This window comes from Shewanella sp. 3_MG-2023, assembly GCF_030548765.1.
Classification (GTDB): Bacteria; Pseudomonadota; Gammaproteobacteria; order Enterobacterales; family Shewanellaceae; genus Shewanella.
Genome location: NZ_JAUOSH010000011.1, coordinates 57,223 through 84,129 on the forward strand (window position 1 = coordinate 57,223; position 26,907 = coordinate 84,129).

28 protein-coding genes are annotated in these 26,907 nt (G+C 41.9%); 18 read left to right on the forward strand and 10 right to left on the reverse strand.

The features are described from left to right. Positions 1–50: 50 nt before the first annotated feature. Positions 51–1,442, reverse strand: a complete 1,392-nt coding sequence (locus Q4591_RS08315) for an FAD-binding oxidoreductase (protein WP_303460476.1) — start codon at positions 1,440–1,442, stop codon at positions 51–53. Positions 1,443–1,534: 92 nt separating this feature from the next. Next, complete coding sequence (locus Q4591_RS08320) at positions 1,535–2,125, reverse strand: GNAT family N-acetyltransferase (protein ID WP_102436952.1); 591 nt, start codon at positions 2,123–2,125, stop codon at positions 1,535–1,537. 234 nt (positions 2,126–2,359) lie between these two features. Here Q4591_RS08320 and Q4591_RS08325 point away from each other — a divergent pair, with 234 nt between their 5' ends. The 4 genes from Q4591_RS08325 to Q4591_RS08340 all read left to right on the forward strand — a co-directional run bounded on the left by Q4591_RS08325 (position 2,360) and on the right by Q4591_RS08340 (position 6,087). After that, complete coding sequence (locus tag Q4591_RS08325; RefSeq protein ID WP_303460549.1) at positions 2,360–3,010, forward strand: spondin domain-containing protein; 651 nt, start codon at positions 2,360–2,362, stop codon at positions 3,008–3,010. Between the two features lie 10 nt (positions 3,011–3,020). Further along, a complete protein-coding gene (locus Q4591_RS08330) occupies positions 3,021–3,758 on the forward strand; it encodes a spondin domain-containing protein (RefSeq protein WP_303460478.1) in 738 nt (245 codons plus the stop codon). Positions 3,759–3,854: 96 nt separating this feature from the next. Next, positions 3,855–4,583, forward strand: a complete 729-nt coding sequence (locus Q4591_RS08335; RefSeq protein WP_102436956.1) for a response regulator transcription factor — start codon at positions 3,855–3,857, stop codon at positions 4,581–4,583. A gap of 49 nt (positions 4,584–4,632) precedes the next feature. Continuing rightward, complete coding sequence (locus Q4591_RS08340) at positions 4,633–6,087, forward strand: HAMP domain-containing sensor histidine kinase (RefSeq protein WP_102519942.1); 1,455 nt, start codon at positions 4,633–4,635, stop codon at positions 6,085–6,087. A gap of 119 nt (positions 6,088–6,206) precedes the next feature. On the opposite strand, the gene Q4591_RS08345 is transcribed toward Q4591_RS08340, so the two are convergent. Both Q4591_RS08345 and hemE read right to left on the reverse strand, forming a co-directional pair. Continuing rightward, complete coding sequence (locus Q4591_RS08345; RefSeq protein WP_102476021.1) at positions 6,207–6,416, reverse strand: hypothetical protein; 210 nt, start codon at positions 6,414–6,416, stop codon at positions 6,207–6,209. Between the two features lie 290 nt (positions 6,417–6,706). Further along, a complete protein-coding gene (gene hemE, locus Q4591_RS08350; RefSeq protein ID WP_102436964.1) occupies positions 6,707–7,771 on the reverse strand; it encodes a uroporphyrinogen decarboxylase in 1,065 nt (354 codons plus the stop codon). Positions 7,772–8,239: 468 nt separating this feature from the next. Between hemE and rsd the strand changes: the two genes are divergently transcribed. Continuing rightward, positions 8,240–8,716 carry a sigma D regulator gene (gene rsd, locus Q4591_RS08355; RefSeq protein ID WP_198590413.1) on the forward strand — a complete coding sequence of 159 codons (477 nt, stop codon included), beginning with the start codon at positions 8,240–8,242 and terminating at the stop codon, positions 8,714–8,716. 110 nt (positions 8,717–8,826) lie between these two features. On the opposite strand, the gene Q4591_RS08360 is transcribed toward rsd, so the two are convergent. Together Q4591_RS08360 and Q4591_RS08365 are read right to left on the reverse strand one after the other, a co-directional pair. Beyond that, positions 8,827–9,870, reverse strand: coding sequence for an MJ1255/VC2487 family glycosyltransferase (locus tag Q4591_RS08360; RefSeq protein WP_102476023.1), 1,044 nt, complete (start codon positions 9,868–9,870; stop codon positions 8,827–8,829). 41 nt (positions 9,871–9,911) lie between these two features. Then, positions 9,912–10,424, reverse strand: coding sequence for a phosphatase PAP2 family protein (locus Q4591_RS08365; RefSeq protein ID WP_102436970.1), 513 nt, complete (start codon positions 10,422–10,424; stop codon positions 9,912–9,914). A gap of 371 nt (positions 10,425–10,795) precedes the next feature. Here Q4591_RS08365 and rraA point away from each other — a divergent pair, with 371 nt between their 5' ends. From rraA to Q4591_RS08430, 13 genes are all read left to right on the forward strand, one after another. After that, the gene (gene rraA, locus Q4591_RS08370; RefSeq protein ID WP_076539310.1) at positions 10,796–11,281 is read left to right on the forward strand and encodes a ribonuclease E activity regulator RraA; all 486 of its coding nucleotides are present in this window, start codon (positions 10,796–10,798) and stop codon (positions 11,279–11,281) included. Positions 11,282–11,452: 171 nt separating this feature from the next. After that, positions 11,453–12,484: a formimidoylglutamase gene (locus Q4591_RS08375; RefSeq protein ID WP_102436972.1), complete on the forward strand. Its 1,032-nt coding sequence runs from the start codon at positions 11,453–11,455 to the stop codon at positions 12,482–12,484. 279 nt (positions 12,485–12,763) lie between these two features. After that, positions 12,764–13,519: a bifunctional demethylmenaquinone methyltransferase/2-methoxy-6-polyprenyl-1,4-benzoquinol methylase UbiE gene (gene ubiE, locus Q4591_RS08380; RefSeq protein ID WP_102436973.1), complete on the forward strand. Its 756-nt coding sequence runs from the start codon at positions 12,764–12,766 to the stop codon at positions 13,517–13,519. Continuing rightward, positions 13,519–14,139, forward strand: coding sequence for an SCP2 domain-containing protein (locus tag Q4591_RS08385; RefSeq protein ID WP_303460481.1), 621 nt, complete (start codon positions 13,519–13,521; stop codon positions 14,137–14,139). Before ubiE ends, Q4591_RS08385 begins: the two co-directional genes overlap by 1 nt. Beyond that, positions 14,136–15,785 carry a ubiquinone biosynthesis regulatory protein kinase UbiB gene (gene ubiB / locus Q4591_RS08390; RefSeq protein ID WP_303460483.1) on the forward strand — a complete coding sequence of 550 codons (1,650 nt, stop codon included), beginning with the start codon at positions 14,136–14,138 and terminating at the stop codon, positions 15,783–15,785. The genes Q4591_RS08385 and ubiB overlap by 4 nt, the downstream gene beginning before the upstream one ends. 105 nt (positions 15,786–15,890) lie before the next feature. Next, positions 15,891–16,124: a Sec-independent protein translocase subunit TatA gene (gene tatA / locus Q4591_RS08395; protein ID WP_076539319.1), complete on the forward strand. Its 234-nt coding sequence runs from the start codon at positions 15,891–15,893 to the stop codon at positions 16,122–16,124. 6 nt (positions 16,125–16,130) lie between these two features. Further along, positions 16,131–16,529 (forward strand): Sec-independent protein translocase protein TatB, encoded by a 399-nt coding sequence (gene tatB / locus Q4591_RS08400; protein WP_102436979.1) that lies wholly within the window; start codon positions 16,131–16,133, stop codon positions 16,527–16,529. Positions 16,530–16,541: 12 nt separating this feature from the next. Then, a complete protein-coding gene (gene tatC / locus Q4591_RS08405) occupies positions 16,542–17,300 on the forward strand; it encodes a twin-arginine translocase subunit TatC (protein WP_076539321.1) in 759 nt (252 codons plus the stop codon). A gap of 52 nt (positions 17,301–17,352) precedes the next feature. After that, positions 17,353–17,871: a hypothetical protein gene (locus Q4591_RS08410; RefSeq protein ID WP_102476028.1), complete on the forward strand. Its 519-nt coding sequence runs from the start codon at positions 17,353–17,355 to the stop codon at positions 17,869–17,871. 3 nt (positions 17,872–17,874) lie between these two features. Beyond that, positions 17,875–18,672: a TatD family hydrolase gene (locus Q4591_RS08415; protein WP_102436983.1), complete on the forward strand. Its 798-nt coding sequence runs from the start codon at positions 17,875–17,877 to the stop codon at positions 18,670–18,672. Beyond that, positions 18,672–20,576 carry a diguanylate cyclase gene (locus Q4591_RS08420; protein WP_303446369.1) on the forward strand — a complete coding sequence of 635 codons (1,905 nt, stop codon included), beginning with the start codon at positions 18,672–18,674 and terminating at the stop codon, positions 20,574–20,576. Before Q4591_RS08415 ends, Q4591_RS08420 begins: the two co-directional genes overlap by 1 nt. A 26-nt stretch (positions 20,577–20,602) precedes the next feature. Continuing rightward, complete coding sequence (hemB, locus tag Q4591_RS08425; RefSeq protein WP_102436987.1) at positions 20,603–21,613, forward strand: porphobilinogen synthase; 1,011 nt, start codon at positions 20,603–20,605, stop codon at positions 21,611–21,613. A gap of 306 nt (positions 21,614–21,919) precedes the next feature. Further along, entirely contained in the window at positions 21,920–22,471 is a 552-nt protein-coding gene (locus tag Q4591_RS08430) for a thioredoxin family protein (protein WP_229371505.1), read from the forward strand. Positions 22,472–22,624: 153 nt separating this feature from the next. Here Q4591_RS08430 and Q4591_RS08435 read toward each other — a convergent pair whose 3' ends face one another. The 4 genes from Q4591_RS08435 to rhlB all read right to left on the reverse strand — a co-directional run bounded on the left by Q4591_RS08435 (position 22,625) and on the right by rhlB (position 26,829). Then, entirely contained in the window at positions 22,625–23,782 is a 1,158-nt protein-coding gene (locus Q4591_RS08435; RefSeq protein WP_303460492.1) for a lipase family protein, read from the reverse strand. Positions 23,783–23,802: 20 nt separating this feature from the next. Next, positions 23,803–24,324, reverse strand: coding sequence for a DUF6795 domain-containing protein (locus Q4591_RS08440; protein WP_303460494.1), 522 nt, complete (start codon positions 24,322–24,324; stop codon positions 23,803–23,805). Positions 24,325–24,606: 282 nt separating this feature from the next. Continuing rightward, on the reverse strand, positions 24,607–25,533 hold the full coding sequence (locus Q4591_RS08445; protein ID WP_303460496.1) for an exopolyphosphatase: 927 nt from the start codon (positions 25,531–25,533) through the stop codon (positions 24,607–24,609). Then, on the reverse strand, positions 25,534–26,829 hold the full coding sequence (gene rhlB, locus Q4591_RS08450; protein ID WP_102436991.1) for an ATP-dependent RNA helicase RhlB: 1,296 nt from the start codon (positions 26,827–26,829) through the stop codon (positions 25,534–25,536). Positions 26,830–26,907 lie beyond the last annotated feature (78 nt).

Below are 26,907 nucleotides of genomic sequence, written 5' to 3' on the forward strand. Positions count from 1 at the left end.
GACTTAGCCTGCTGCTATATAAGTGACTATATAAATGACTATATAAGCTGTTATCCAAAACGGTCTTTCAACCAGCCATAATGATAGTAACCCCATTGCCCTATTCGCCTTGCTTTAGCAAAGGGCAAACGGGGTAATGGGTTTTGATAAAGTGGTAAATTAGCAATTTCAGTTGGTGTTTCACCGGCAATACTTTGGGCTAATCGAAAAGCCGCTTGTGCACTAAAAGACACCCCAGCGCCGCAATAACCTAAGCTGTAACCCACGCCGTTTTTCTCAACTACATGGGGCATATCATCCATTGATGCCGCTATCCAGCCCGTCCAGTTATAGGCCACTTTTTTAGTCGCTAATGCAGGAAAGCATTTATTCATGGCCAGCTTGAGTCGCTGACCATAAATCGGATCTGCAGCGTCTTTCCCCCACACAGCGCCGCGGCCGCCAAACAGTAATCGATTATCAGGCAGTAACCTGAAGTAATATTTTAAAATGCGGGTGTCCATGGTTACTTGATGGCTAAATAGACCAGCGGCTTGCAGCTCATCAGCACTAAGTGGCTCAGTGACGATAATATTACTGAGTATTGGCAAAAACTTTTCATCAATGCGGTGATTAAACGCTTTGGGCGTATAGCCATTGGCGGCCACTATCACTTTATTTGCGCTTAACTCACCATGCTCAGTGAACAGACGGTGCTTGCCATTTTCCTCGATCCAGTCAAGCACGCATGAGCTTTCAGATAGGGTGACACCTTGATGCTCAACCATTGATTTATAGCCCAGCAATAACTTTAGCGGGTTTACCCCAAAGCCATCACTTAATCGCAGTGCGCCATAGGCTTGGTGATGATTTAAATAATCTCGGCGAAAGTCTGCAGCATTAATAAATTGCGCATGCTGATCCATATTTGTAGAGCCTGCTGACGAGGGTGATTTACTGTCTAATGGTGAAGGTATTAAATGCTGCTGAATAAAGTCAGCGGCTGTTTTAAGCTGCTGCAACGCCTTAGGGTTATGCGCCACCTTTAAGTAGCCTTTCTCCTGCGGATCACACTCTATATTGTATTTATGAATTAGTGATTCAACGCGCTCGACAGCTTGGCTAAACTCGCCATAAATGGCTTTAGTGGTGGCTAAATCCCAACGTTTTGCCATAGCGGCATAGCCCAACCTGCCCGAGCCCTTTAATACAAAACCTGCATTACGGGCGCTGGCACCAAAACCCACTTGGTTTGCCTCTAATACATGGCAATCTATATGGTATTTACTGGCGAGATAATATGCCGTCAGTAATCCTGTATAACCGCCGCCAATTATCGCGACATCCGTTTGCTGATGACCACTTAGGTGAGGTAAGCGTGGCGGCAAAGCTTGGGTACTTGCCCAATAGCTATTGGCCAGTGGTTGTGAAGCAGCATTCGGGGTTATTAAAGGATCATACATAGCAGCGGCTCTTTTTATTTTGGTTATATGAGTGCAAATGCGGGCACTAAAATCTGCAATAAAGCCTTTTGATAACGTCTCTCTATAAATGGTTAGCTAAATTCAATCACCATTTCACAAGCTGTGCAGTGGCAATCATCGCCGCAAAGCACACAAAGATAATCGCTACCGTCTACTTTTTGGTTCCAACGGCTCGGATGTTGTTTAATTAATTGCCCACCAGCATGAGTAAAGTAACCTACCGCCGAGTTATTTGGGCTTTGTTGCCATAAGTGACTCACCCCCGCTTTGGCGCCCTGTTGCTTAACAGCCGCAATAGACGCTTGCAGTAATTTAGAACCAATCCCCTGACCGCGATATGCTTCTGCTACTGTATTACATTTGAAATAACACATATTTTCAGCAGTAACAGGCCACTTTTCAGGAGTACACCATTGATCAACTGGCCACTTCCCAGCGGCATAAGTCAGCCTAAAACCGACAATATTAGCCGTCGAATTATGGGTATTTTTAGTTGGTGATAATTGTTCACTTTCTGCGATGAAGTGAGCATTGATATTATTTTTTATACCCATTCGATAAATTTTTTCAAGCGAAGATAGATTTAAATACCCTTCACCATGAACCAAGTTTCCGAGTTCAATAACTTGTTGAAAATCATCAGGAGTTAAGCTTCTTATCATTATTATATTGACTCCAGGTTGTCTTAATATATCGCCAAGATAGCACAATTATTTAGCAAAAATAACGATGTTAAACTTTTGTGATAATTTGGCGATAACACAGTGAGATCCCTTTGGCAGAATCGATTGCAATTAAACAAAAGGAGCTCCGTTATGAAATCATCTGTATTAAAACCTATCGCACAAAAAGCAAGCTTACTGACTTGTGGACTCATCGCCGCTGGCCTGTTCAGTATGTCAGCTAATGCTGCTGAAGTTGAAATCAGTGTTGTTAACCTAACCCACGGTAATCACTTCACGCCATTGTTTATTGCAGCACACGATGCTGACAGTCACCTATTCCAAGTAGGCGAAATGGCTACACCAGCATTACAAAAAATGGCCGAGGGCGGTGATATTGCTGATTTAGATGCCGCAGTTATGGGCGCAGGTGGCGTGACTGTTACCAACCCAGCCATGGGTTTATTAGCCCCCGGTGCTAATGTCAGTGATGTCATGCTTGATTCAATGGAAATGACGCACCTTTCTATCGTTGCTATGGTACTACCAACCAATGATGCCTTTATGGGGTTAGATGGCTGGGAGATCCCGACTGAGGCGGGTACTTACACAGTTTATGTAAACGCCTATGATGCGGGTACTGAAGCCAATGATGAAGTGATTAATGGCGGCGGAATGTCCGGCGTTGCAGGTATTCCAGCAGCGCCAGGTGGTGACGGAGGTATGAATGGTACTGGTGTTATGGATGGCGCTACTAATGGTTATGTCCACACTCACCCAGGTGTGCTTGGTGATACTGATCCAGCCGGCGGCGCCAGTGATTTAGACAGCCGAATTCATCGCTGGTTAAACCCTGTTGCGAAAGTTGTTGTTACCGTTAAATAAGGGGCATGTGATGAAATATCCAATCAAAAATATCAATAAATATAGCCTGAGTGCTGCAGCATTAATTGCTGTGCTGGGCTTAAGTGGCTGTTCAGACAATAACAACTCACCGTCTCCTGAGCCGACTCCAACCCCAACGCCCGATACGGTAATGCAAACCTATAGCGTCACAGTGACAAACTTAACGGCTAATCAACCCATGTCACCGATTGCAATTGCCGTTCATAGCAATGATGTGATGTTATGGCAAGCAGGCGAAAGCGCAAATGTCGCCCTAGAGAAAATTGCTGAAGGCGGCGATTCAAGTGATGTAGCGGCTATTGAGGGTATCGAGGTTACGGCCAGTGGCGCTGGTATATTGATGCCAGGCATGTCAGAAACCATCACAATTACTTTAGATGAAGCCGATGTTGCCAACCTTACCGTAGCAACCATGCTGGTAAACACCAACGATGCCTTTACTGGATTAAACAGTTACGACATTTCGATGTTAGCAGTCGACACTATGGTCGCTATGAAAGGCATGGTTTACGACGCTGGCACTGAAGCTAATACAGAAGAAAAAGGTACCATGCCCGGACCTGCTGATGGCGGAGAGGGGTTTAATGAAACCCGTGATGATGTTGATTTTGTTCATATTCATCCAGGCGTGATCACCATGTATGACGGTTTAATGGACTCAGTCCTAACGCCATCACACCGTTTTGATAATCCGGCAATAGCCATATCAATCAGCCGCACACAATAGCAAGCATCAGCCTTTATGATTAAAAACCAAACAAGCTGAAAGTTTATCCGCCCATCTCAGGTCTGCTGGATAAGGACCTGAAATGGGAAATTCTGGATGAATGATTCTAATAAGCACCATCAGCACCAAATCAAGCCACATATTTTGTTGGTTGAAGATGAGCAAGATTTGGCAAGGCTCATCATGCTAAATCTAACCGCACTAAATTATGAGGTGTTTCATGCCACCACATTAAGCCAAGCGCTTAACATCATTAAATCTAGTGTAATAGATTTGATTTTGATGGACCGTATGCTACCAGATGGCGATGGCATTATGTTGTGCCAGCAACTTCGTGAAGCTGACAACTCGGTTGCTGTGATGATGCTAACTGCCAAAGATTCAGAAGCCGATATTGTATTGGGCCTTGAAGCCGGTGCTGATGATTACTTAGTCAAACCCTTTAGTGTGCTGGAGCTACGAGCGCGAGTAAAAGCCATGCTTAGGCGTAGTAAAACTCAACAAATCAGCTCTGAGCAACTGCAGTTTAATGGCGTTACCATTAACGCAGCAACCCGTGAGGTCATTACCAATGACTGCCCGTTGGAATTAACCGCTAGAGAATTTGATCTGTTGCTGTTTATGGCCAAGCATCCACTACAAGTATTTAGCCGAATGCAATTATTAGAGGCAGTGTGGGGTTACAACTATGACGGTTATGAGCATACGATTAACAGTCACATTAATCGCTTACGCAATAAACTCGCCCACAGCCCTGGGCATCCAGAATTAGTCAAAACCGTTTGGGGTGTAGGCTATAAGTTCTCTCCACCATCAGCAACTTAGCTGATATTCGTTTTAAGCATGTTATTTTTAAAGTGTATATGGGTCTCTAATGAACCGCTTATTTAACCGACTATTCTTATCTGCCACTTTAATGGTGTTGCTACTTTTTGTAGCCCTGTGGCAATGGTTACAACTCAACCATGAATTTAGCCGTAATCAAATTCAGCAATCATTACACTTACAACTTGCTGAACATATGGCGCACATTAATCCGTTATTGTCACAAGGGATTACCTCAGATGCAGCGCTAAAAGAAGCATTTCACGACTTTATGCTGCTGGGCCCAAGTTTTGAAATTTATACCTTAGATCCACAAGGTCGTGTCATTGCTTACGATGCCAAAGAAGAGAAAATCAAAACCACTCGAGTAAATTTAGCCAAGATAAAGCAATTTATTGCAGGTCGAGACCTACCGATTTTAGGCACAGATCCCCGCTCAAAAAAAACAGAAAAAATCTTTTCCGTCAGCCCGCTCATCACTACTGACGGGCTTCACAGTGGATACTTATATGTCATCATCGGCGGCGAAGATTATGATAGCTGGCAAGCACTAATAAACTCAGAAAATCAGCCCAAGCTTTGGGGCGCTACCATTGGCTTTTGGATTATTTTTGCACTGATGTTATTTGTGCTATTGCTGGGCTTTTTTACCCAACCAATTAAAAAATTAGCTAGCGATCTCAACCAATTAAAAGATTCGCCATTAAGCGGCACACTGGCTTTGCCTAACCGTTACAATGGCAGCGAAGAAATCAGAGTCCTCAGTGACAATATTAATCATTTACTGCATAAAATCAGCCAACAACACCAACAAGTCAAACGCCAACAACAAGCCAAACATGACTTCTTACTGCATTTGTCCCATGACTTAAAAACCCCACTCACCTCTTTGCTGGGATATATCGATACCTGGCTACTATTACCGCCAGCAGAGCGCCAACCAGAATTAATTGAGTACGCCGCTAATTCAGGGCAAAACTTACAGCAGTTACTGGCACAATTACTTGAATTAGCAGCACTGGAAAATGGTCAAATCAGTGCCCAAATAAGTCAAATTAATTTGCGAGAGGTATTACTGGATTTAAAACAAACTTTTGCACCCAGAGCGCAAAAACTTGGAATACTCTTAGACTTTAATATTGCCGATGAGCTGCAAGTGTATACCGACCCACAATTAATGCGTCGAATATTAAATAATCTTGTAGATAATGCCCTGAGATACACCCCAAAAGGTGGCACCATCAAGGTATACAGCGAAAGCTTAAATGGTCAAAGCTGGTTAGCCGTTAAAGATACTGGCGCAGGCATGCATAAGCATGAAGTCGAAGCCTTAAAACAATTATCCATGCAGCAGTTATCATTTGAGCCCAATCAAACATTGCCACAGTTGGGTGTTGGTTTAGCCATAGTGCGCCAATTGCTTGGACTCCTAAAGTGCCGTATTGATATTAAAAGCACTCCCGGCAAAGGAAGCCGTTTTATGATTGAACTAGCCACACACTAAATTAGACAAACACTAAAAATAACAAAGCCACCTATAATTAAGGTGACTTTGAGGGTCATAACTGAACACGCCCCTTTAGAGGGAGCGCCTATATTCAGCTACAGAAATAGCTATTAACTTTAGATAGATTGATAAAGTTTTTTAATTTTGTGGAAGAAAAGACTCACAAAACCAGCAGCTAAACTGCCCCACATTAATAATACTGCCGCAACAGTCACAAATTGCCCCATATAATAATCGGCATTAGCCACATAAATGTAATGGGTACCTGGTAGTAGCGCAGCAAATACAGCAAAGAACATTAAAGCAACAATAATTTGAATTTTCATAATTAACTCTTTTTGGCAAAGGCTACTAGTTTTTGCCTCTGTTTCATCATGAAACAAAGCTAGTTAGCTAAATAATACTTAATTCTCAGAATGACGATAAAGTATCAAATAAACCCCACTAAGAGTTTTGTTAAGATCACAATTTAGAATATTCAATTGTCACTTTGTGATAGAGAGCACTCATTACCATTAAAACTATGATGAATAAAATATGGTAAAGCTCAGTGGTCGAAAACGAATTAAAAAAAAGACGAGCATTGCTCGTCTTTTTTTGTGCGCATCATTATCAATTACTTATGATATTTCGCTGATAGCTCATGTACTGAGTTAATGAATGAACCAGCATGTTCTGGGTTAACATGTTGATGGATACCATGACCCAAGTTAAATACATGGCCAGTACCTTCACCGTAAGAAGATAGGATTTGATCCACTTCTTGATGAATACGCTCTGGTGAAGCATAAAGTACAGATGGGTCCATGTTGCCTTGCAGCGCCACTTTATGACCAACACGGCGACGTGCATCACCGATATCAACAGTCCAATCTAAACCGAGCGCATCACAACCAGTTTCAGCCATAGACTCTAACCATAATCCGCCACCTTTAGTGAACAAGGTAACAGGAACTTGGCGACCGTCAGCATGGCGAGTTAGGCCATCAACGATTTTTTGCATGTAACGTAATGAGAACTCACGGTAAGCGTGGTGAGATAACGCACCGCCCCATGAATCAAAGATCATTAACGACTGAGCACCGTTAGCAACTTGTGCATTTAGGTACAAGATAACTGAATCAGCTAACTTGTCTAAAAGCATGTGTAATGCTGCTGGCTCTTCGTAAGCCATTTTCTTAATTTTTTCGAATGTTTTGCTTGAACCACCTTCAACCATATAAGTGGCTAGCGTCCAAGGAGAACCAGAGAAACCAATTAACGGTACTTCGCCTTTTAGCTCGCGACGAATCGTGCTTACTGCACGCATCACGTAACCAAGTTCATCTTCTGGATCTGGAATGCAAAGCTTTTTAATCGAGTCAACGGTATCAGCTCGACGTTCAAAACGTGGACCCTCACCAGTTTCAAAGTATAAGCCTAAGCCCATTGCATCTGGAATGGTTAGAATGTCTGAAAATAAAATAGCTGCATCTAAATCATAACGACGTAATGGCTGTAAAGTCACTTCACAAGCCAAGTCTTGGTCTTTACAAAGCGACATGAAATCACCGGCTTGAGCACGGGTTGCTTTGTATTCTGGAAGGTAACGACCAGCTTGACGCATCATCCATACAGGCGTTCTGTCAACAGGCTGTTTTAGTAAAGCGCGTAAATAACGATCATTCTTTAATTCTGCCATTGGGCTTGATTCCTAAACATATATTGATATCCGCTGAACCGTAGTTTAGCGACTTAAGGTATTAATGTAACCAGTTCTGCTAAATTTATGTGAGCTGCCCCTCCTACTAGTATCAAAATTGCTAATATAAACGTTAATATGCTCACAAAAAGGGTGATTTTTGACTAGGTGTGAAGCTAACTCGACAAAAAAGTTGCACCTTCGCTGCACCTTTGATATAAAAAGTCTGCGCTAGCAAGAACAATCAAGAAGCACGATAAATCGAGCCCTTAAAAATCTATTTGCCCAGCGGTAGCATGCTATCGCTGGGCATTTTTCTTTAGATTACAATAACAAAGAATATTTCCCTCGTAACTCAGCCCATTCCTCTGGTCAATCCATTGCTTCTTTTGCAGAAAAGAGTTGATTAATCACTACTTTCTCTCATACATTAAGTGTTATGTATTGGTTACTAAATTGAGAATGATAATGCTGACAAAACTAGAAAAAGCCGAACAAAAATGGGGTGGCTCCAATAAGCTGGTTGATCAATGGCTGCAGCACCGCAGAGCATTACTGATCCAATACTTCAAAATTGCTGGCCTCGCCCCTTACTCAGTCCCTGCAAAAAGCTTACCTGAACTAGATACCGTTAAGCAGTTTTGCGCTCAATTAGTTGATTATGTCTCTGAAGGTCATTTTGAGGTATACGATCAATTGGTTAATGAGTGTGAAAAATCAGGTGAACAAAGTAAAGCCCGAGCACAACTGTTATTACCACAAATCAGTGAATCTACTGATGCCGCATTAGACTTCAATGACAAATATACTGAAGCAGATAGCGATTCTATGTTGCTAGAATTAGATAGCGATCTCTCTAATTTAGCTCAAGCAATGGAAGCGCGCTTTGCTTTGGAAGATGAGTTACTCGAGCAACTTCATCAGCATCATTCAAAAGTCAGCTAATGTGACTTATTACTTATTACTTATTACTTACCAAAGTAATTAGCAAAGCTAGCGGCTAACTGATTGATCTTGAGTCACAGACAAAGAAAGGCTCGATTTACTGATGCCATTTACTTGCGCCAGTTATCAGGTAGATCGACTTGGGACCATAAATCATGGCAAAGCGCTTGATGTTGATGCCAATTACCTTGTAGTAACCACCCCACCAAGGCATCACCGACTTGCGGATATGCAATAGGCTTGGGCGACGCCGCCTTTAACCATCGGGCTAACATTTTACTATCTAAGCTATCCATACTTTGTCCTGCAGCCAACAGCTCTAATGCTGCTACGTTTGATGATTGCTCAAATTGCCCCTGAAGCGGTTTAACTAGTAGCTTCTTACCTAATGTCATCGCCTCGCTGGCAAGCTCAAAACCTGCATTACCTATTACCCCACCACATTGCGACATGTGTTGTTTAAACCCACAGCGATCAAAGCTGAACCAATTAATATGATCTGGTAATGACTGCTTTGGCTTATTGCCATGGTAAACAAAAAATTGATAGTCAGGAAAAGGCCTTAAAAAAGCTGCTATCGCGTCGGCACTTTCAAAGGGTAAATACACCAAAATTTGATGACTGTGAGCACCACAACTTGGCTCAACTTCTACAAAGGGAGGTAAAATAGCAAAACCGAAATGATGCCAATGACAGCCTAATTTGATATCTGCAGGTGCAAAGTTGTTTAACAGTAATTCATCAAACCAGCTCATTCCCTGTTTAGGTACTGAGTATTGTAAGGACGCTTGATGACTGATCGCAATTGCGGTCACGCCCTGTTTTTTAGCAGCCCAAGCACTCACTGGCTCAAAGTCGTTTAACACTAAATCATAGCCGCTCAAATCAAGTTGTCTCACTTCAGACACAATGGGTGAAGTGATATTTCTTTTAATGGTTTTGCCAATGCTGACTCGCCCGTCTTCGGTAATAAAAGACATGCCCGTTCTAACTTGATAGTCTCCAAAACATTGCATATCAAAGTACTCATCTTTGGCGCGACCACTAAATAAAAAATCAACCTCGATATCAGTTTTACTTAACGCCTTTGCCATGACTCTGGCACGGCTAATATGGCCATTTCCCGTCCCTTGAACACCGTATAATATTTTCATGATTTACCTTGTTTAATGACCAATTTCAGCGCTATGACAAGCTAAATCAACGGCTCGGCTAAGATAACCACACCGACCCCCAACCCAATACCAGCAACAATATCCAATGGATAATGCACCCCAAGCGCTATTCGAGATAATCCAATCGCCACAGCCCAGGTCATTGCGATTGGCCACAATGCAGGAAAAGTCGAAGTGATAGCCATCGCCATAATAAAGGCCGCTGCAGTATGCCCCGATGGCAAACTAAATTTGTCTGATGCCTGAAAGCTGCTATCAAAGCCTGCAAAAGCGGCGCAAGGCCTAGTGCGGCGAATGGCATTTTTAAAGACAAAATATAACGGCAGTTCAATGATAAAACTCACTAACATCAAATTAAAAAACTGACTGCCTTGAGGATGTAAAAACAATAAACCTACCGCCATATACACGTAATAATGGCCATCCCCACTTGCTGAGATTCTTTTCGCTAAAGGGGTTAACTCATGAGTTCGACAAAAAGTAATAATGTGGCAAAACACAAACTTATCCAGTGCGCTAATCGTCATAGCCATACAAAATCCTTATAGTTCAATTGTTCAACCTTAATAAGAACTGTAAATAGGGCTAATGACGCTTAGATGACAAGCTATCGAAACTTTTATGACAATCATAACTTACTCAAAGGAGTCACCACAGACAGGGCAACAATGCAGTTAATCATATAAAAACAAGAACTAAGGCTAATAAAGGGCTTATCACAGCGATAAACAACAGCCGTTTAAGTCATCCCGCCTTAAGACCAAAGACTGAACAACTAACTGATTATCTTTATCAAGTGATGAATATCGCTGTTATTTTCATAAAAAGCTCATATAATTCATATATTATTGCTTTGATAACTGGCGAAAACCTCTGTGAATCGCTAACCCCAAGGAGTGTCACTATGGAATACAACACCTCAGAATTGTGTGATATGTATTTAGATGTCGTTGATGTAGTAGAACCAATGTTCAGTAATTACGGCGGTTGTAGCTCTTTTGGTGGTTCGATTAGTACCATCAAATGTTTTGAAGATAACGGCTTAATTGCTGATGCGCTGCAAGCAGAAGGCGAAGGTAAAGTCTTGTTAGTAGATGGTGGCGGTTCAATGCGCCGTGCATTAATTGATGCCTCGATTGCTGAAATCGCAGTGGCTAACAAGTGGGAAGGCATTATTGTTTACGGCTCAGTACGTGACGTTGACACCCTTGAAGAAATGGATATTGGTATTCAAGCATTAGCTTCAATCCCGATTGGCGCTGACACTAATGGCGTTGGTGAAGTTGAAATCCCAGTTAACTTTGGTGGGGTAACATTCCTGCCATGCGACCATATCTATGCTGACAATACTGGCGTTATCTTATCGCCAGAGCCATTAGATATCGAATAATCGATTGATATTGCTGGTTACATATTACCAGTTTAAATATCGACTAAAGCCAGCTATGCTGGCTTTTTTATGGCCTATTTTTAAGTCATAAGCTCTAAGTATTTGACTCTAGATATGTGGCTCGACATATTAGCCTTAAAGCTAACCCCAATTGAATGAAATAGGTTCTTAATGTTGCAGATAATGACCCGCAGTGAAGTTAATCAATACCTCTCCAGCAGAGATGGCGAAAGCAAACTGGGCCAAACCGTCAAGCTTATCTCCGAATCAGCCCCCTCTTTAGCGGATCTTAAACAGGCACTTTGTGAGGCTAAAACCAATGGGGTGCAATTTGTTATTGTCGGAATTACCGAAGATGCTGGTCCAAGGGCTAACTTAGGCCGCGGCGGCTCATCTGCAGCCTTTAGTGCCACTATGCAACAATGGCTTAATTTGCAGTCCAACCGCTACCTTGATGGTAAACAGTGTCTTATTTTAGGGGAAATATCTCAGGCCCCACTGCCAGAAGCGGCATCCCTAGAAGAGTTAAGGCAAGCGACTAAAGAACTTGATAACCAAGTCATTAGTGTGATCAGCCAAATTATGGCAGCAGAGCTTGAGCCCATAGTGATCGGCGGCGGTCATAACAATGCATATGGCATGCTAATGGCGACTAAGGCTCACTTTAATCAGGCGGCTGCGGCAGTAAACCTTGATCCCCATAGCGATTTTCGCCCACGGGAAGGGCGCCACAGTGGCAACGGATTTAGCTATGCTGCAGCCAATGGCGCACTGGCTTATTACCATGTGCTAGGTTTACATGAGCTAAAAAACACTGAAGCCACCTTAGAGCAATTAAGCTTATTTGGCGGTCATTGGCACAGCTTTCAGCAAATTTGGGTCAGACGAGAAATCGACTTAAGCCAAGCGCTGCAACAAATCGCCAGCAATCTTAATCAAACTCAACTGCCAGTGGCCTTAGAAATTGATGTAGATGCCATCGCCAAAATGCCCAGCAGCGCATCCACTTTTGCCGGTGTGCCCTTGTTAGATGCCTGCCACTATATTCATCACATCGCTAAACACTGCCCTTGTGCTTATCTGCATATTGCTGAAGCCGCGCCTCAATGTCACGATGCGGGTGATATGGCTGGTAAGCGTGATGTAGGCCAAAGTGTCTGTGAATTAATGTACAGTTATATCCAGGCAAGAAAAGTAAGCTAGCTTAAGCAAGGGATATTTGAACTTCTCTCGCTTAAGGATCGTACAAACTTAAGCTGTTAAATTTATTGCACGCTATTACCTAATACTTTCACTATTCAATAACTGTGAATTTTATGCTCTAATGCAGGGCAATTTTGATGAGATAGAATAATACGCTGTCTTAACGCATTCTTAGCTATTTCAAGTAAACTTGATCACATTCTGGCTGATTGAAGTTTCTGCAAAGCAAGCAATGACATACACTCGCTGTTAATTACCGCACATTATAGGAATACACAGATGTCTGAGGGCGACCCAAAGAACACCCATTTTGGTTACAAAACCGTTGATTCAGAGAAAAAAGCGGATTTAGTTGCTGACGTATTTCATTCGGTTGCTGCTAAATACGACATCATGAATGATGTTATGTCATTCGGTGTACACCGTTTTTGGAAACGTCACACGATTGCGACCGCAGGCGCAAGACCGGGCATGAAAGTACTTGACCTTGCTGGCGGCACCGGTGATTTAACCGCTAAATTCTCACACCTTGTGGGTGAGCGCGGCCAGGTTATTCTTGCTGACATTAATGATTCAATGCTTAAAGTTGGCCGTACTAAATTGCGCGACAAAGGCATTGTTAGCAATGTCAGTTACGTACAAGCTAATGCTGAAGCACTGCCGTTTCCTGACAATCATTTTGATATTATTACCATTGCGTTTGGTTTACGTAATGTGACCGATAAAGACGCAGCATTACGCTCGATGCGCCGGGTACTAAAACCTGGCGGAAAGTTATTAGTGCTTGAGTTCTCAAAACCTCAACACGAAGTCATGCGTAAAGTTTATGACCTTTATAGCTTTAAAGTGTTGCCTAAAATGGGCGCACTAATTACCCAAGATGCTGACAGCTATGAATACCTAGCAGAATCAATTCGCATGCATCCAGATCAAGAAACCTTAAAGCAAATGATGCTTGATGCCGGTCTTGAACAAGTTGACTACACCAATATGACTGATGGTGTTGTCGCCTTACATCGCGGTTATAAATTCTAATGCTGCCGAACCACTGTTCATTACTGGCTTGTGCTGCAATGGAAACTGCTATCGGGCAGTTACAAGCACAAGATCAGGGTGAATATGCGCGACTAAAGCCGTTGCACGGTAAAGTATTCAAAATTCAGTTAACCCAAGTTAGTTGGCCAATATACCTTATTTTTGCACCGCAAATTCAAGTCATGAGCGCTTATGAAGCCACTGTTGACGTCAGTATTACTGCTGATGTCACTACGCTTTATAAGGTGACTGAAGGGGCTAACCTTACCGAGCTCATTAAGCAAGATAAACTGATCCTCGATGGCGATATCAACTTATTGCAAAGCTTTAGTCATTACTTAAAGCACATTGAGTTAGATTTTGCCGAGCCATTATCAAAGTATATTGGTGATGCCCCGACTCATATGTTGCTGACTAATACCAAACACTTAGCCAGTTCAATGAAGCAAGTGTTTGAAAAGTCGCTCTCTCATGTGGGTCAATTAACCACTGAAGAATATCGACTCGCCCCTCATCAAATCGACTTCATTCATTTTCGTGATAATCTGGAACAGCTTGTTGATAGAACAACAAGCATTGAGTCCAAGATAGCAAAATTAAGAGAAAAAATTACCCCATGACAATTGCAAGTATCAGGCGTGGTTACCAAGTCATAAAAACTGTACTCCATTACGGCTTAGATGATGTTTTACCCAAAAATAAAACTCCCTGGTACTTTTCACTTCTGCGAAATTGTTTCTTTTGGATCCGCAACCAACACAAAGACAAATCTTCTGCTGAGCGTTTAAAGCTGGCGATGCAAGATTTAGGACCGGTTTACATCAAGCTGGGACAAATGCTGTCAACTCGCCGTGACTTACTCAATGATGAGTGGGCCAGTGAGCTGGCTATGTTGCAAGACCGCGTACCACCTTTTGATTCAACCCTTGCCCGCCAAGCTATTGAAGCAGAACTAAAAGCGCCGATAGACTCATTATTTGACAACTTTGAAGACATTCCCTTAGCGTCAGCATCCATATCTCAAGTTCACACTGCTAACTTGAAAGAAAATGGCGCAGAGGTGGTGTTAAAAGTTTTACGTCCCAACGTTGAAGCGCAAGTTAATGCTGATTTACAACTGATGTGCCAAGCGGCCAATTTACTTGAAAAGCTATTAGGTGAAGGCAATCGTCTGCGCCCTGCTGAAGTCATTGATGATTATCGCACCACCATTTTAGGCGAGCTAAACCTTAAACTAGAGGCGCTCAATGCCATCAAGCTACGTAACAATTTTTTAGACTCTGATAGCTTGTATGTGCCTTATGTTTATGAAGATTATTGCTACCCTCGCCTAATGGTAATGGAGCGTGTTTACGGCATTCCTGTTTCAGATATTGAAGCCTTAAAAGCCCAAGGGACTAATTTAAAGCTTTTGGCTGAACGCGGTGTTGAGCTGTTTTTCACCCAAGTATTTCGTGATAATTTTTTCCATGCTGACATGCACCCTGGCAATATTTTTATAAGCCGTGAACACCCTGACAATCCATTTTATATCGGCATGGATTGCGGCATTATGGGCACCCTTAATGATGTCGACAAACGCTATTTAGCAGAAAATTTCTTAGCCTTTTTTAATCGTGATTATCAGCGTATTGCCCAGCTTTATATTGAATCGGGTTGGGTATCAGAAAACACTGACGTACTGGCATTTGAGCAAGCGGTTAAAGTGGTTTGCGAACCCATGTTTAATAAGCCATTAGACGAAATCTCATTTGGCCATGTGTTACTGGAGTTATTTCGCACTGCCCGCCGATTCGATATCGTCGTGCAACCACAACTTGTTTTACTCGAAAAAACATTACTTTACGTTGAAGGCTTAGGTCGTCAGCTGTACCCACAGCTAGACTTATGGTCAACAGCTAAACCGTTTTTAGAGCAGTGGATGTCTGAACAAGTCGGCCCGAAAGCCATTTTTGATAAAGTTAAAATGAAGAGCCCTTATTGGGCTGAAAAGCTGCCAGAATTTCCAGAACTTATCTATGACAATTTAAAAATGGGTCGAAAACTACTGGGCACCCAACAACAAATGCTTGATAAGTACCTAAAATTTCAACATAAAGCCCATAAAAGTAATTACTTATTAATAACAGCTGCTGTAATGTTGATCTGTGGCACAATATTATTAAACCAATACGCTACACTATGGCCTGCTTACATTTGTATCACATCAGGTATAGTGCTTTGGTTCACAGGATGGCGATCCAGACCAAAAAACCGTAAATTTTAACTAGCACTTATACATTAGAGGTTCATAATACTCTATGTATAAAGGTTACAATTGTGAATGTAAAAATTCCAACATCATGTTTTTATTCTTATAGAGGAAATGTTCATGGGCGGCATCAGTATTTGGCAGCTTCTAATTATTGCGTTAATTGTTGTGTTGTTATTCGGAACTAAAAAATTACGTTCTTTAGGTGGCGATTTAGGTGGGGCTGTTAAGGGCTTCAAAAATGCAATGAATCCTGAAGATGAAGAAAAGAAGTCTCTAGAAGACAGCACTGCGAAAAAGTCTGAACAGGCAACTGAGCAGAAATCCGAGTCAAAGGATAAAGAACAGGCGTAATTCATTATGTTTGACGGTATTGGCTTTATGGAGCTACTGCTGATTGGAATTTTGGGGCTTGTGGTTCTCGGCCCCGAAAGACTTCCGGTTGCAGTACGTTCAATATCTGAGTGGATCCGCTCATTAAAGCGGATGGCAAACTCAGTCAAAGATGAATTAGAGCAAGAGCTTAAAATTGATCAGCTTCATGCTGACCTTAAAAAAGCAGAAAGCAAAGGTTTGTCGAACCTATCACCTGAACTACAAGAGTCCATTGATCAGCTAAAAGATGCTGCAAAATCGGTTAATCGTCCCTATCAAGTTGACGAAGTAGCCAAAGATACCTCTGCAGCTACACCCGCTGAAAGTTCTACTGCCAAAAGTGAACAAGCAAACGACTCTGACAGTTCAAATACCAAAAGCTAACACGGGTAACCAATGTCACAACAGCTACCTCTTATCAGTCATTTGCTTGAGTTACGAAATAAGTTACTTAGAGCTATCGGCAGCGTATTGCTGGTATTTATCTGCTTAGTTTATTGGGCAAATGACATTTACCATTATATGGCAATCCCATTAATGCAATCACTGCCAGAGACCGGCAGTATGATTGCAACGGATGTAGCCGCGCCCTTTTTTGCGCCATTTAAATTAACCTTAGTGTTATCATTTTTTGTGGCGATCCCCTACGTACTATTTCAAGTATGGTCATTTGTGGCGCCCGGTTTATACAAACACGAAAAGCGCATGATTATGCCGCTGCTATTTAGCAGTACGGTATTATTTTACCTCGGTATTGCTTTCGCCTATTACGTGGTATTTCCGGTGGTATTTGCGTTTTTCACCAGTGTCGCACCAGAAGGAGTGCAAGTAGCAACCGACATTAGTAGCTATTTAAGTTTTATCTTAAAGCTATTTTTTGCTTTTGGTTTAGCCTTTGAAATCCCTGTAGCCGTAGTATTAATGTGCTGGGCTGGCGTGACAACACCAGATGAGCTTAAACAAAAACGCCCTTACATTGTTGTAGGTGCATTTGTGGTTGGCATGATGCTAACGCCACCTGATATTATTTCACAAACAATGTTAGCGATTCCTATGTTAATATTATTTGAAGGTGGTTTATTAGCAGCTAGGCTATATACCCCAAAAGAAGATACAGATAACGAAGAGCCAGAGAACGAGAAAGCTGATAGTTAAATTACGCATCGCACTCATGGACTAGTTAACCAATAAAAAGAAGGATTCTGTAATGCGTTTAACTTTGATTGCCACTTTTGCTTTGGCTATCTCTTCTCAAGCACAGGCCAGTGTTGAGCAACAACTGGCGAGCTGTGCAGCTCAAACTGACAAACTTGACCGGCTAATGTGTTACGACACATTAGCCGCGTCAGTTAACACCTCCCTCACTTCAGCGACAACAGAGACTGCTACTGCGGTATCGACGCCAGCAGTAGTAACTGCATCTGCCGTAACAAAGGCTGCAGTTGCAACGTCTAACAATCCTACTGCAGAACAAGAGTTTGGTCTTAAAAAGAAGGTCGATGAGGATGTCACTCGCCTTTATGCTGACGTTGTATCGGTAAAAAAAGATCCTTACGGCTCATTAATTATTACCCTGTCTAATAATCAAACTTGGAAGCAATCAGGTACTGACCGCTATAAAGTGAAAAAAGATCAAACCGTCTTTGTTGAAAAAGGCGCTCTCGGTTCATTCCTACTGGGCAGCGATGATCGTAACTCCACTATTCGAGTGAAGCGTTTAAAATAAATCATGCCGCAGCATATCGACATAGCCGTTAATTTGCTTAGCAGCAGGTTAATCGCTGATATTGACAACATAGTGACTCAAGCGGCGCAACATCATGTTTCGCCGTTAATTGTTATTGGCAGTGATATTACTGAAAGTAGCGACAGCGCCTCGCTGTGCGCAAAATACCCTCAGCAACTCTATAGCACTGCAGGGGTTCACCCTCACCACGCCAGTAGCTGGAATGCTGCCAGTGCTGATGAGATAAAAACCTTAGCAGCATTAAAGCAAGTGGTTGCTATTGGTGAATGCGGTTTAGATTATAATCGCGACTTTTCTCCCCGTAATGCCCAGCGCCTTGCCTTTCACGCCCAACTTGAATTGGCAGTTGCATTACAAATGCCGGTACTGATGCACTGTCGTGACGCTCACGAGGACTTTATTGCAATAGTAAGTCAATATCGCCACAAGCTCCCTGCAGCGCTGCTGCATTGCTTTACGGGCAGCAAAGATGAGTTACTTGCTTGTCTTGAATTAGATTTACATATCGGCATAACTGGCTGGGTATGCGATGAACGTCGCGGCGCTGAGCTGGCGAGCATAGTGCCATTGATCCCAAACAACCGCTTAATGGTTGAAACTGACAGCCCTTATTTATTACCTCGCAGCATGCGCCCTAAACCCAAATCTAGCAAAAATTTGCCACAATACTTGCCCTATATTGCCGAGTATATTGCTAATCTTCGTCAGCAACCCTATGCAGAGCTGGCAGCCCATTGCTACACCAACAGCCAGCGTTTTTTTAACCTAGGGCAGGATTAATGCAGCAAGTGCATTGGGCGTTTAAAGCATTTACTTTGTTTTTTATTATATTGCTAACTCAATTACAAGCAGCCCACGCGCTTGCCGTTGAGCACGCCAATCCCCCGCTAAGATTAACCGCCTCATCCATTACAAAAATCAAATTAACGGATTGGATGTATATCAATCAGTCTCAAGATATTGAAGAGCTTGCCAGCTTAACACTGCTAAAAAATAGCCAACAAGATTGGCGCAAGTTAAGCCGCGGCGATATGCGTAAAATTGGCGCTAAAAATACTTGGTTGAGTTTTAGTATTTTTAGCCCTAATGACCATCTATCACGCATGATAGCGCTGAATAACCCACTGCTAGATAGCATGAAACTATATCATTTAGTCAATAACAAATTAGTAAAAGTGGAGCTAATGGGTGATAGCTATCCGTTTAAACAGCGCCCACTGCAAAGTAATTTATTTCTTTACCCCTTTGAATTACAGCCAAACGAAACACATACCTTTTACTTAAAAATCGATAATCGCGGCAGCTTAAATTTTCCATTGGTACTATGGAGTAAAAATGATTACAGCCATGCCATTGAGTCTCAAAGCCTTGCTAATGGCTTTCAAATTGGGATATTGATTGCCATTGGGCTATTTAGTTTGTTTATTGCCCTCGCATCAGGGTCTTTTAGTTATAGTTACTATAGTGGCTATGTACTCAGTTTAACTCTACTTGTGGCCACTATTCATGGTATTGCCTTTCAATATTTATGGCCCACACTGCCGGTGGTGCAAAACTTAGCCATTCCAATATTAATCCCGATAGCCTTAGCTTTTGCGCTGATGTTTACCGAAAAAGTGATGCTACTTAAATATCATAATAAACCGATGCTATTAGTCGGTCGTTACCTTGCGGTTTACTGCGTTTTACTGAGTCTGGTTATCTCGTTTATTGATTTTAAGTTCAGCTTATATTTGCTCACTTTCTCGGTAATCGCCATTAGCTGTGTACTGATTACAGTATCTTTAATACAAGTAATTAAAGGCAGTAAAAATGCACGTTTATATGCTATTGCCCGTATCGGGCTATTTATTGGTGCCATTCTCAGCGGGCTCATTTATCTGGGCTATTTACAGTGGTATATGCCAGCGCATACTCCAATGATGATCGGACTGACCTTTGAAGTCATTGTCATGGCTGCAGTGCTAGCAGTGCGCTATAACGATGAACGAAAAGCCAAACTTCAAATGCAAAAAAAGGCCCTAGAGCAAGCCCAAAAACTACAACAAAACCGTGATGAAGCTTTAAAAGCAGAAGCGAGAACCAATGAACGTCTCGAACAAATGGTCGCTGAGCGGACTCTTGAGCTCGAAGTCACCTTACGTGAGCTAAATGATGCCAATCAAAAGCTGCAGCAACAAAGCACCACTGACAGTTTAACTGGGGTAAAAAATAGAAACGCCTTTGATAAACGCCTAACCGCAGAAGGACGCATTAGTCGTCGTCAGCAAACCTCACTTGCTATCCTAATGGTTGATATTGATAAATTTAAACAGATTAATGATCAATTTGGTCACCTTGCTGGCGACCTTGCAATTAAAGTGATTGCGACAACAATTTCTGAGTTTTTAAAACGACCAACCGATCTGGTGTCACGTTTTGGAGGTGAAGAGTTTGCTATTATATTACCAAATACTGATAGTGTAGGAGCGATGCTATTGGCTGAAAGAATTCGCCAAGCAATCTCCAATTTATCAATCGATTGGGATAATAACCCTATTTCCCTTTTCGTAAGTATCGGTGTGAGCGCTGCCATTATCGAAACCAATGAACAGCCAACTCAGTTACTTGAACAAGCAGATAAAGCGCTTTACCAAGCTAAGCGCAGTGGACGAAATCAGGTTTGTCTGTTTTCGTCTGATTAAGATCAGTCTAATTTCAGGAGTCGAATGTGAATATAATTACTAGTGCTTTTCCACAGCGCAGAATGCGCCGCATGCGTAAACATGATTTCAGCCGCCGTTTAATGTCAGAAAACAAACTGTCGGTGAATGACCTTATCTACCCAATGTTTGTTCTTGAAGGCAACAATCGCACCGAAAAAGTGGCGTCGATGCCGGGTGTTGAACGCTATTCAATCGACTTATTACTCAAAGAAGCCGCTGAATTAGTCGAACTTGGCATTCCTTTGATTGCCCTGTTCCCAGTTACACCTGCGGAAAAGAAAACCCTCATGGCTGAAGAAGCTTACAATTGTGACGGTTTAGTACAGCGCGCCGTACGTGAGTTAAAACAAGCTTTTCCTGAGCTTGGGATTATGACAGATGTGGCACTTGACCCCTTCACCACCCATGGTCAAGACGGCATTATTGATGACACAGGTTACATCCTTAACGACATCACCACTGAAATCTTAGTCAAACAAGCCTTATCACACGCTGAAGCCGGCGCTGACATTGTCGCTCCTTCAGACATGATGGATGGCCGAATTGGCGCTATTCGTGAAGCATTAGAAGCTGCAGGCCACGTTAACACTCAAATTATGGCATATTCAGCCAAATACTCTTCTAGTTACTACGGCCCTTTCCGTGACGCTGTCGGCTCAGCAGGTAACCTTAAAGGTGGCAACAAGCATAGCTACCAAATGGATCCAGCCAATAGCGATGAAGCCTTACATGAAGTCGCATTAGATATTCAAGAAGGTGCAGACATGGTAATGGTAAAGCCTGGCATGCCATACCTTGATATCGTTCGCCGCGTAAAAACCGAACTAGCAGTGCCGACTTTTGCATACCAAGTGAGTGGCGAATATGCCATGCACATGGCAGCAATTCAAAATGGCTGGTTAGCCGAAAAAGCCATTGTAATGGAATCATTACTTTGTTTTAAACGCGCAGGCGCTGATGGCATATTAACTTATTTTGCAAAAAGTGCCGCTCAATGGCTAAAAGAAGATAAGTAAATAAAAGATTTTATTTATACAAGATGAATAACAAACAGGAGACCTATTGGTCTCCTTTTTTATAGCGCATTTTGCAGGCTAAATGATTCAAATTGATTACAAAGGCGACTAAAACACCCCCCAATAGTGACATTCATCGCCGTAGCAATAAACATTAACTCTTGCTAATGCACTATGAGCCAGTGCAAAGTTATCTTTGAATTTTACTTATATTAGTGATCTAGCTAACAGCTAGCTAATATTCAACTTCACTAACCTAAGGTTAAATGATTGAATTGTTTTATTGTTCTTTCTTGAGGCCTTATCATGCATAAAAGCGTTAAAACATTACTAGCCACAACGGCTCTATTTTTCAGTAGTCATTTGATTACAGGTACAGCAGTAGCAAACAGCGGCTGTGCATTTGATGAAGAGCAATCAGGCTTCATGGCGACATGCAGCGAGGAGAAACAAGAAGTGATTATCACTGGCATTGTTGAAATTTCAGCACTTGAAAAAGATTTACCAGGTTACGCAGCAGAGTACGAAAACTACCAAACTAATGCAGATGCAATTTCAGCATTAAAAGCAATCGACACTCCAACTAATGTTGTCGTTATTATCGGTACTTGGTGCCCAGATTGTCACCGTGAAACACCACGTTTCATGAAGCTAATTGAAGAAGTTGCTAACCCAAATATCACCGTCACTTACATAGGTGTAGATCGCAGCAAATTAGATCCAGAAGGCTTAGCTGCTAACTATGAGTTCAGCCGTATACCAACCTTCATCGTAGAGCAAGACGATAAAGAAATTGGCCGCATCATTGAAAGACCTGAAGTGACTTTAGAGCAAGATTTACTGAACATCATTAAATAATCAGTATGTAAGTATCTGATTTATTGAACATCAAAAAGGGACGCTAACGTAAGTTAGCGTCCCTTTTTTGTAGCATATTATTATGTTTAAAACTGATTGTTTCCTATAAACATCATTTACTTATTTGAAAGTACTTTATGAGTACTGACAAAGTTAAACCTTCATTGCGAGACTGGCCATCTTTGTCAGTGTAGCAATCATTAAACTTAAAGTGCTCCTTACAAATTTATAACTCAGTTCAACAGCTTTATAGGGCAACCCACAAAAAGCTAAAATATGTCCCAAAATGCCTTTTACGTCAGCAGCATGGCCTTTAGAGATATCAATACTGTCAGCTAGTACTTTAGCTATTTTATCGTATACAGTTAATGTATTAGAAATATCGGCTTGTATAGCGTGCAACCTACCTGATGCATGTAGATGGGTTAATATTGCTTCACCAATTTTTCTCGCCCAGCGCGTCGTAGGTTTAGCTTGTAAGCGAAGATCATAATCAAGCTTAACTTGCTGCCTTAGTCTAGACTCCTTGCCTTTATTAATTGCTGCATAACTCCTAAACCCCTTTGCTGTATGAAGGTAACCTGGAGTCTCATTTGTCATACTGTGAGCTTTGGCAGTTATCGTTGGCGCACCGTGCAATATGTATTCATCTTCAGTGTGTACAAAAGGCCAAACAGGTACTAGTGGAACGGGATCCCCAGCATGGACACAACGATAAATGTTATTATTGGTAGCTGAGATCGTTTTCAGTGCAAAACTAGGATACCCCACTCGAGGCGCGCCAAAAGTATATAATTTGACGTTAGCCTTAAAACGCTTCTTGAGCCAATTCGCAGCCAAATTAGCGAGTGCTCCACCTAAACTATGGCCAACAACATGTATATTAAGCCCTGTAAGAGATTGCTTTGATACCTGTAAAAAGTAATCCTCGAGCTGCTTCTTTAATGAATTAAAGGTGTTGTTAAATCCTGCATGAACAGGCTGGTCATTTGCACAAGTACTCACACCACAATGCAAATCAGTGATAATATCGCGTTTTTTTTCTGTCCCTCTTAAGGCAAGTACGAAGTCACCAGAAAATGGACCCGGCTTACCTTTGGCTATACAACCGAAGCCTGTTGTATGATTAAAAACCCTCTCTAAAATACTCCCACTAACGCCATCTAATTTTGCATCACTAAAGGAAAAACCAACGTTTAAATCTTTATATAGCTCACTAGATACCACTCCGTTCTTTCTTGAGCTTGCGTATGCTATTTCTGCAAAACTTGCTGCTATTACAGGAGTTAAAGTATTCATCCCTGTACTCATATTAATGTCCTTATATTAAATTAAAGCGCGCCTTCAATCATTTTGGCAAATTCAGATTCATGATCAATCAAAAGGAAATCCTCTCCCCAGCGACAAATACCTGATGCCCTATATTTATGTGACTCTTGATTACCTTTAAAATAGAAGCTCACTTCCTCATTCTGAATATCACAATTTAAAGAACCAAGTTTTAATGAATACTCCTTCTTATCTCTAATACCACTCGGAGTGCTCGACCATAACTTGTACTCCACATCAGCAAAAACGACAGTTATAAGCTGATAAACTATTTTCTCAGCAATTAGCAAAGCTGGCTGGCTAGATCTCAAGCTCATCTCAGGCATCTCAAACTCACCATTACGACAGGTATAACAGTGATCTTCCGTATATTTACCATCAGAATAACTAAGTGTTCTTGATATTCTGACATTCTCGAGGGGAATACCGTTATTAACTAAACGGCCTTTTACCGCGGGACATAAATGCACTTTATGAGTGCCTATATGGTTATTGAGCTTTCTTAGAAAATCTGAAAATGACATTACCTTGCCTTCGGTTTATCGTTAGCAGGTAAAAATAGAGAGAAATTACTTCTTAAATTTATTAGCTAACATCCTTGTTAGATGATGATACTAAACTGAAATAAGAAAAATGCAAATTTAATATTTATATCGTTTAATTATATAGTTACAAGTAATTAGACAGGAAATAAATATAGTCATATTTAACTATTTACACTACTTAGAGTTTAAAGCTAGAAGTTTATTGAGGATATTTTTATGAATATGAAAAGACAGCTTAAAGAAGAGAGGCAACCAAAAAAATTAACCTACTCTATCTGCCAGCATTTTTAGCACGCCTTCTCGCAGCGCACCGCCAGAAAGGTTAAGCGACTCGATATCCAGCAGTTCAAACAAGGCGATTAAAATCGCAATACCTGAGGCAAATGTCGGTGCTTTTTCAGCAGATAAGCCTTGAATATGATGCAGTGACTCATTTTGCTGTGCCAACACTTCGTCTCTAAAACGATGCAGCACTTTCAAAGTGATGATCTCAGACAGCTCGCGATGATGAAGTACTGACACCACAGACTGTACAGCCCCTGATGCGCCCACAACGCCTTGCCAACCCAATTGTGTCAGTTGTTGCAAGCAAGGCTTCAGCGCCATCAGTACCGCAGCTTTAGCTTGCTCAAAATCAGCCATTAGATAAGGCGTTTGCTTAAAAAACTGTTGATTAAAGCGCAAACAGCCAAAGTCTAAACTGGTTTTAAACAGCACTTGATTACCATTTCCGATAATAAACTCAGTACTGGCGCCGCCAATATCAATCACCAAGCGTTGGCCGCCACCTTCTGTAGTGGCCGCCATACCTTGGTAAATTAATTCAGCTTCTCGCAAACCACTAATGACTTCAATCGGATGACCTAAAATCGGTAATGCCCGTTGGTGAAACTCATCAGCATTGCTGATCACACGTAAAGTTGCGGTGGCAAATACCGCCACATGCTCAGCTGCGACTTGATGTTTATCAAGCATCTCAGCAAACATTTGCAAACAATCTAGCCCGCGCTGTAATACGGCTTCATCAAGACGGTTATCAGCCCCAATACCTTCAGCCAAACGTACTTTACGTTTGTATTTTGCAATAATAGTGGGTTGGCCGTTCAGGGTGTGAGCGACCAACATATTAAAACTATTTGAGCCGAGTGTTATCGCGGCATATGCAGGCATTGCAGCTGTCACTGTCATTTACGAATGTCTACGTGCCCTTTGAGGTGGACGTCCACCACTGCGATGCGCACCACTTCTCGCACCATCACGCGTACGTGTTGTTGGGTGCTTACGATGGATACGAACCGGTGGCGGTAAATCGTCTAGCAAAGCTTCACGATCATAATTAGTGACTGGTATTGAGTGCTTAATATACGTCTCAATGGCCGGTAAATTCAGTGCGTACTCTTCACAAGCAAAACTCACTGACACACCTTTTTGTCCCGCACGACCTGTACGACCAATACGGTGAACGTAATCTTCACAATCATCTGGTAAATCATAGTTATAAACATGAGATACATCAGAAATATGTAAGCCACGCGCCGCCACATCAGTTGCAACTAACACATCAAGCGCGCCTGAAGTAAATTGCTCTAAAATGCGAATACGTTTTTTCTGCGGTACATCACCGGTTAATAACCCCACTCGATGGCCGTCGCCTTCTAACCATGACCACACCTTTTCACAGCTGTGTTTGGTGTTTGAAAATACGATAGCCTTTTCTGGCCAATCTTCTTCCATTAATGTCAGAAGCAAACGCATTTTATCTTCAGTCGAAGGGTAGAAAATTTCTTCTTTGATGTTCTTTGAGGTTTTTTCGCCAGGTGAGACTTCAACTTTTTCTGGATCATTCATATGATCGTAAGCTAATTCCTGAACCTTCATTGATAACGTCGCTGAAAACAACATATTTAAGCGTGACTTAGCATCAGGCATACGCCTAAACAAGAAACGAATATCTTTAATAAAACCTAAATCGAACATGCGATCAGCTTCATCAAGCACAACGGCTTGAATTGCATTTAAACTGATCACACCTTGGCGTACGTAATCGATAATACGACCCGTAGTACCAATTAAAATATCAACACCAGCATCAAGCACTTGGCGTTGAACATCATAACTCTCACCGCCATAAACAATACCGACTTTTAAACCCGTATGTCGTGCAAGCAATTTAGCATCTTTGGCAATCTGAATCGCAAGTTCGCGAGTCGGTGCCATGATGATAGCTCTAGGCTGATTAATTTGACGACCTTCTGGCTCAGCAACTGAGAGAAGGTGGTGAAAAGTGGCCACTAAAAAGGCCATTGTCTTGCCAGTTCCTGTTTGTGCCTGGCCAGCAATATCTTTTTGTTGTAATAAAATGGGAAGAGATAACGCCTGAATTGGCGTACAAAATTCAAAGCCATTTTCGTTCAAAGCCTGTATAACCTCTGACTTCAGAGGGAAGTCGGCGAATCTTTGTGTTGATAAATGTGTTTCGCTCATAGCGCAAGCATACCCGTTAGTGTTGCAAAAAAAGACTCGATCGTTTCAAATAGCTACATTAATAGAACGGTCACTTGA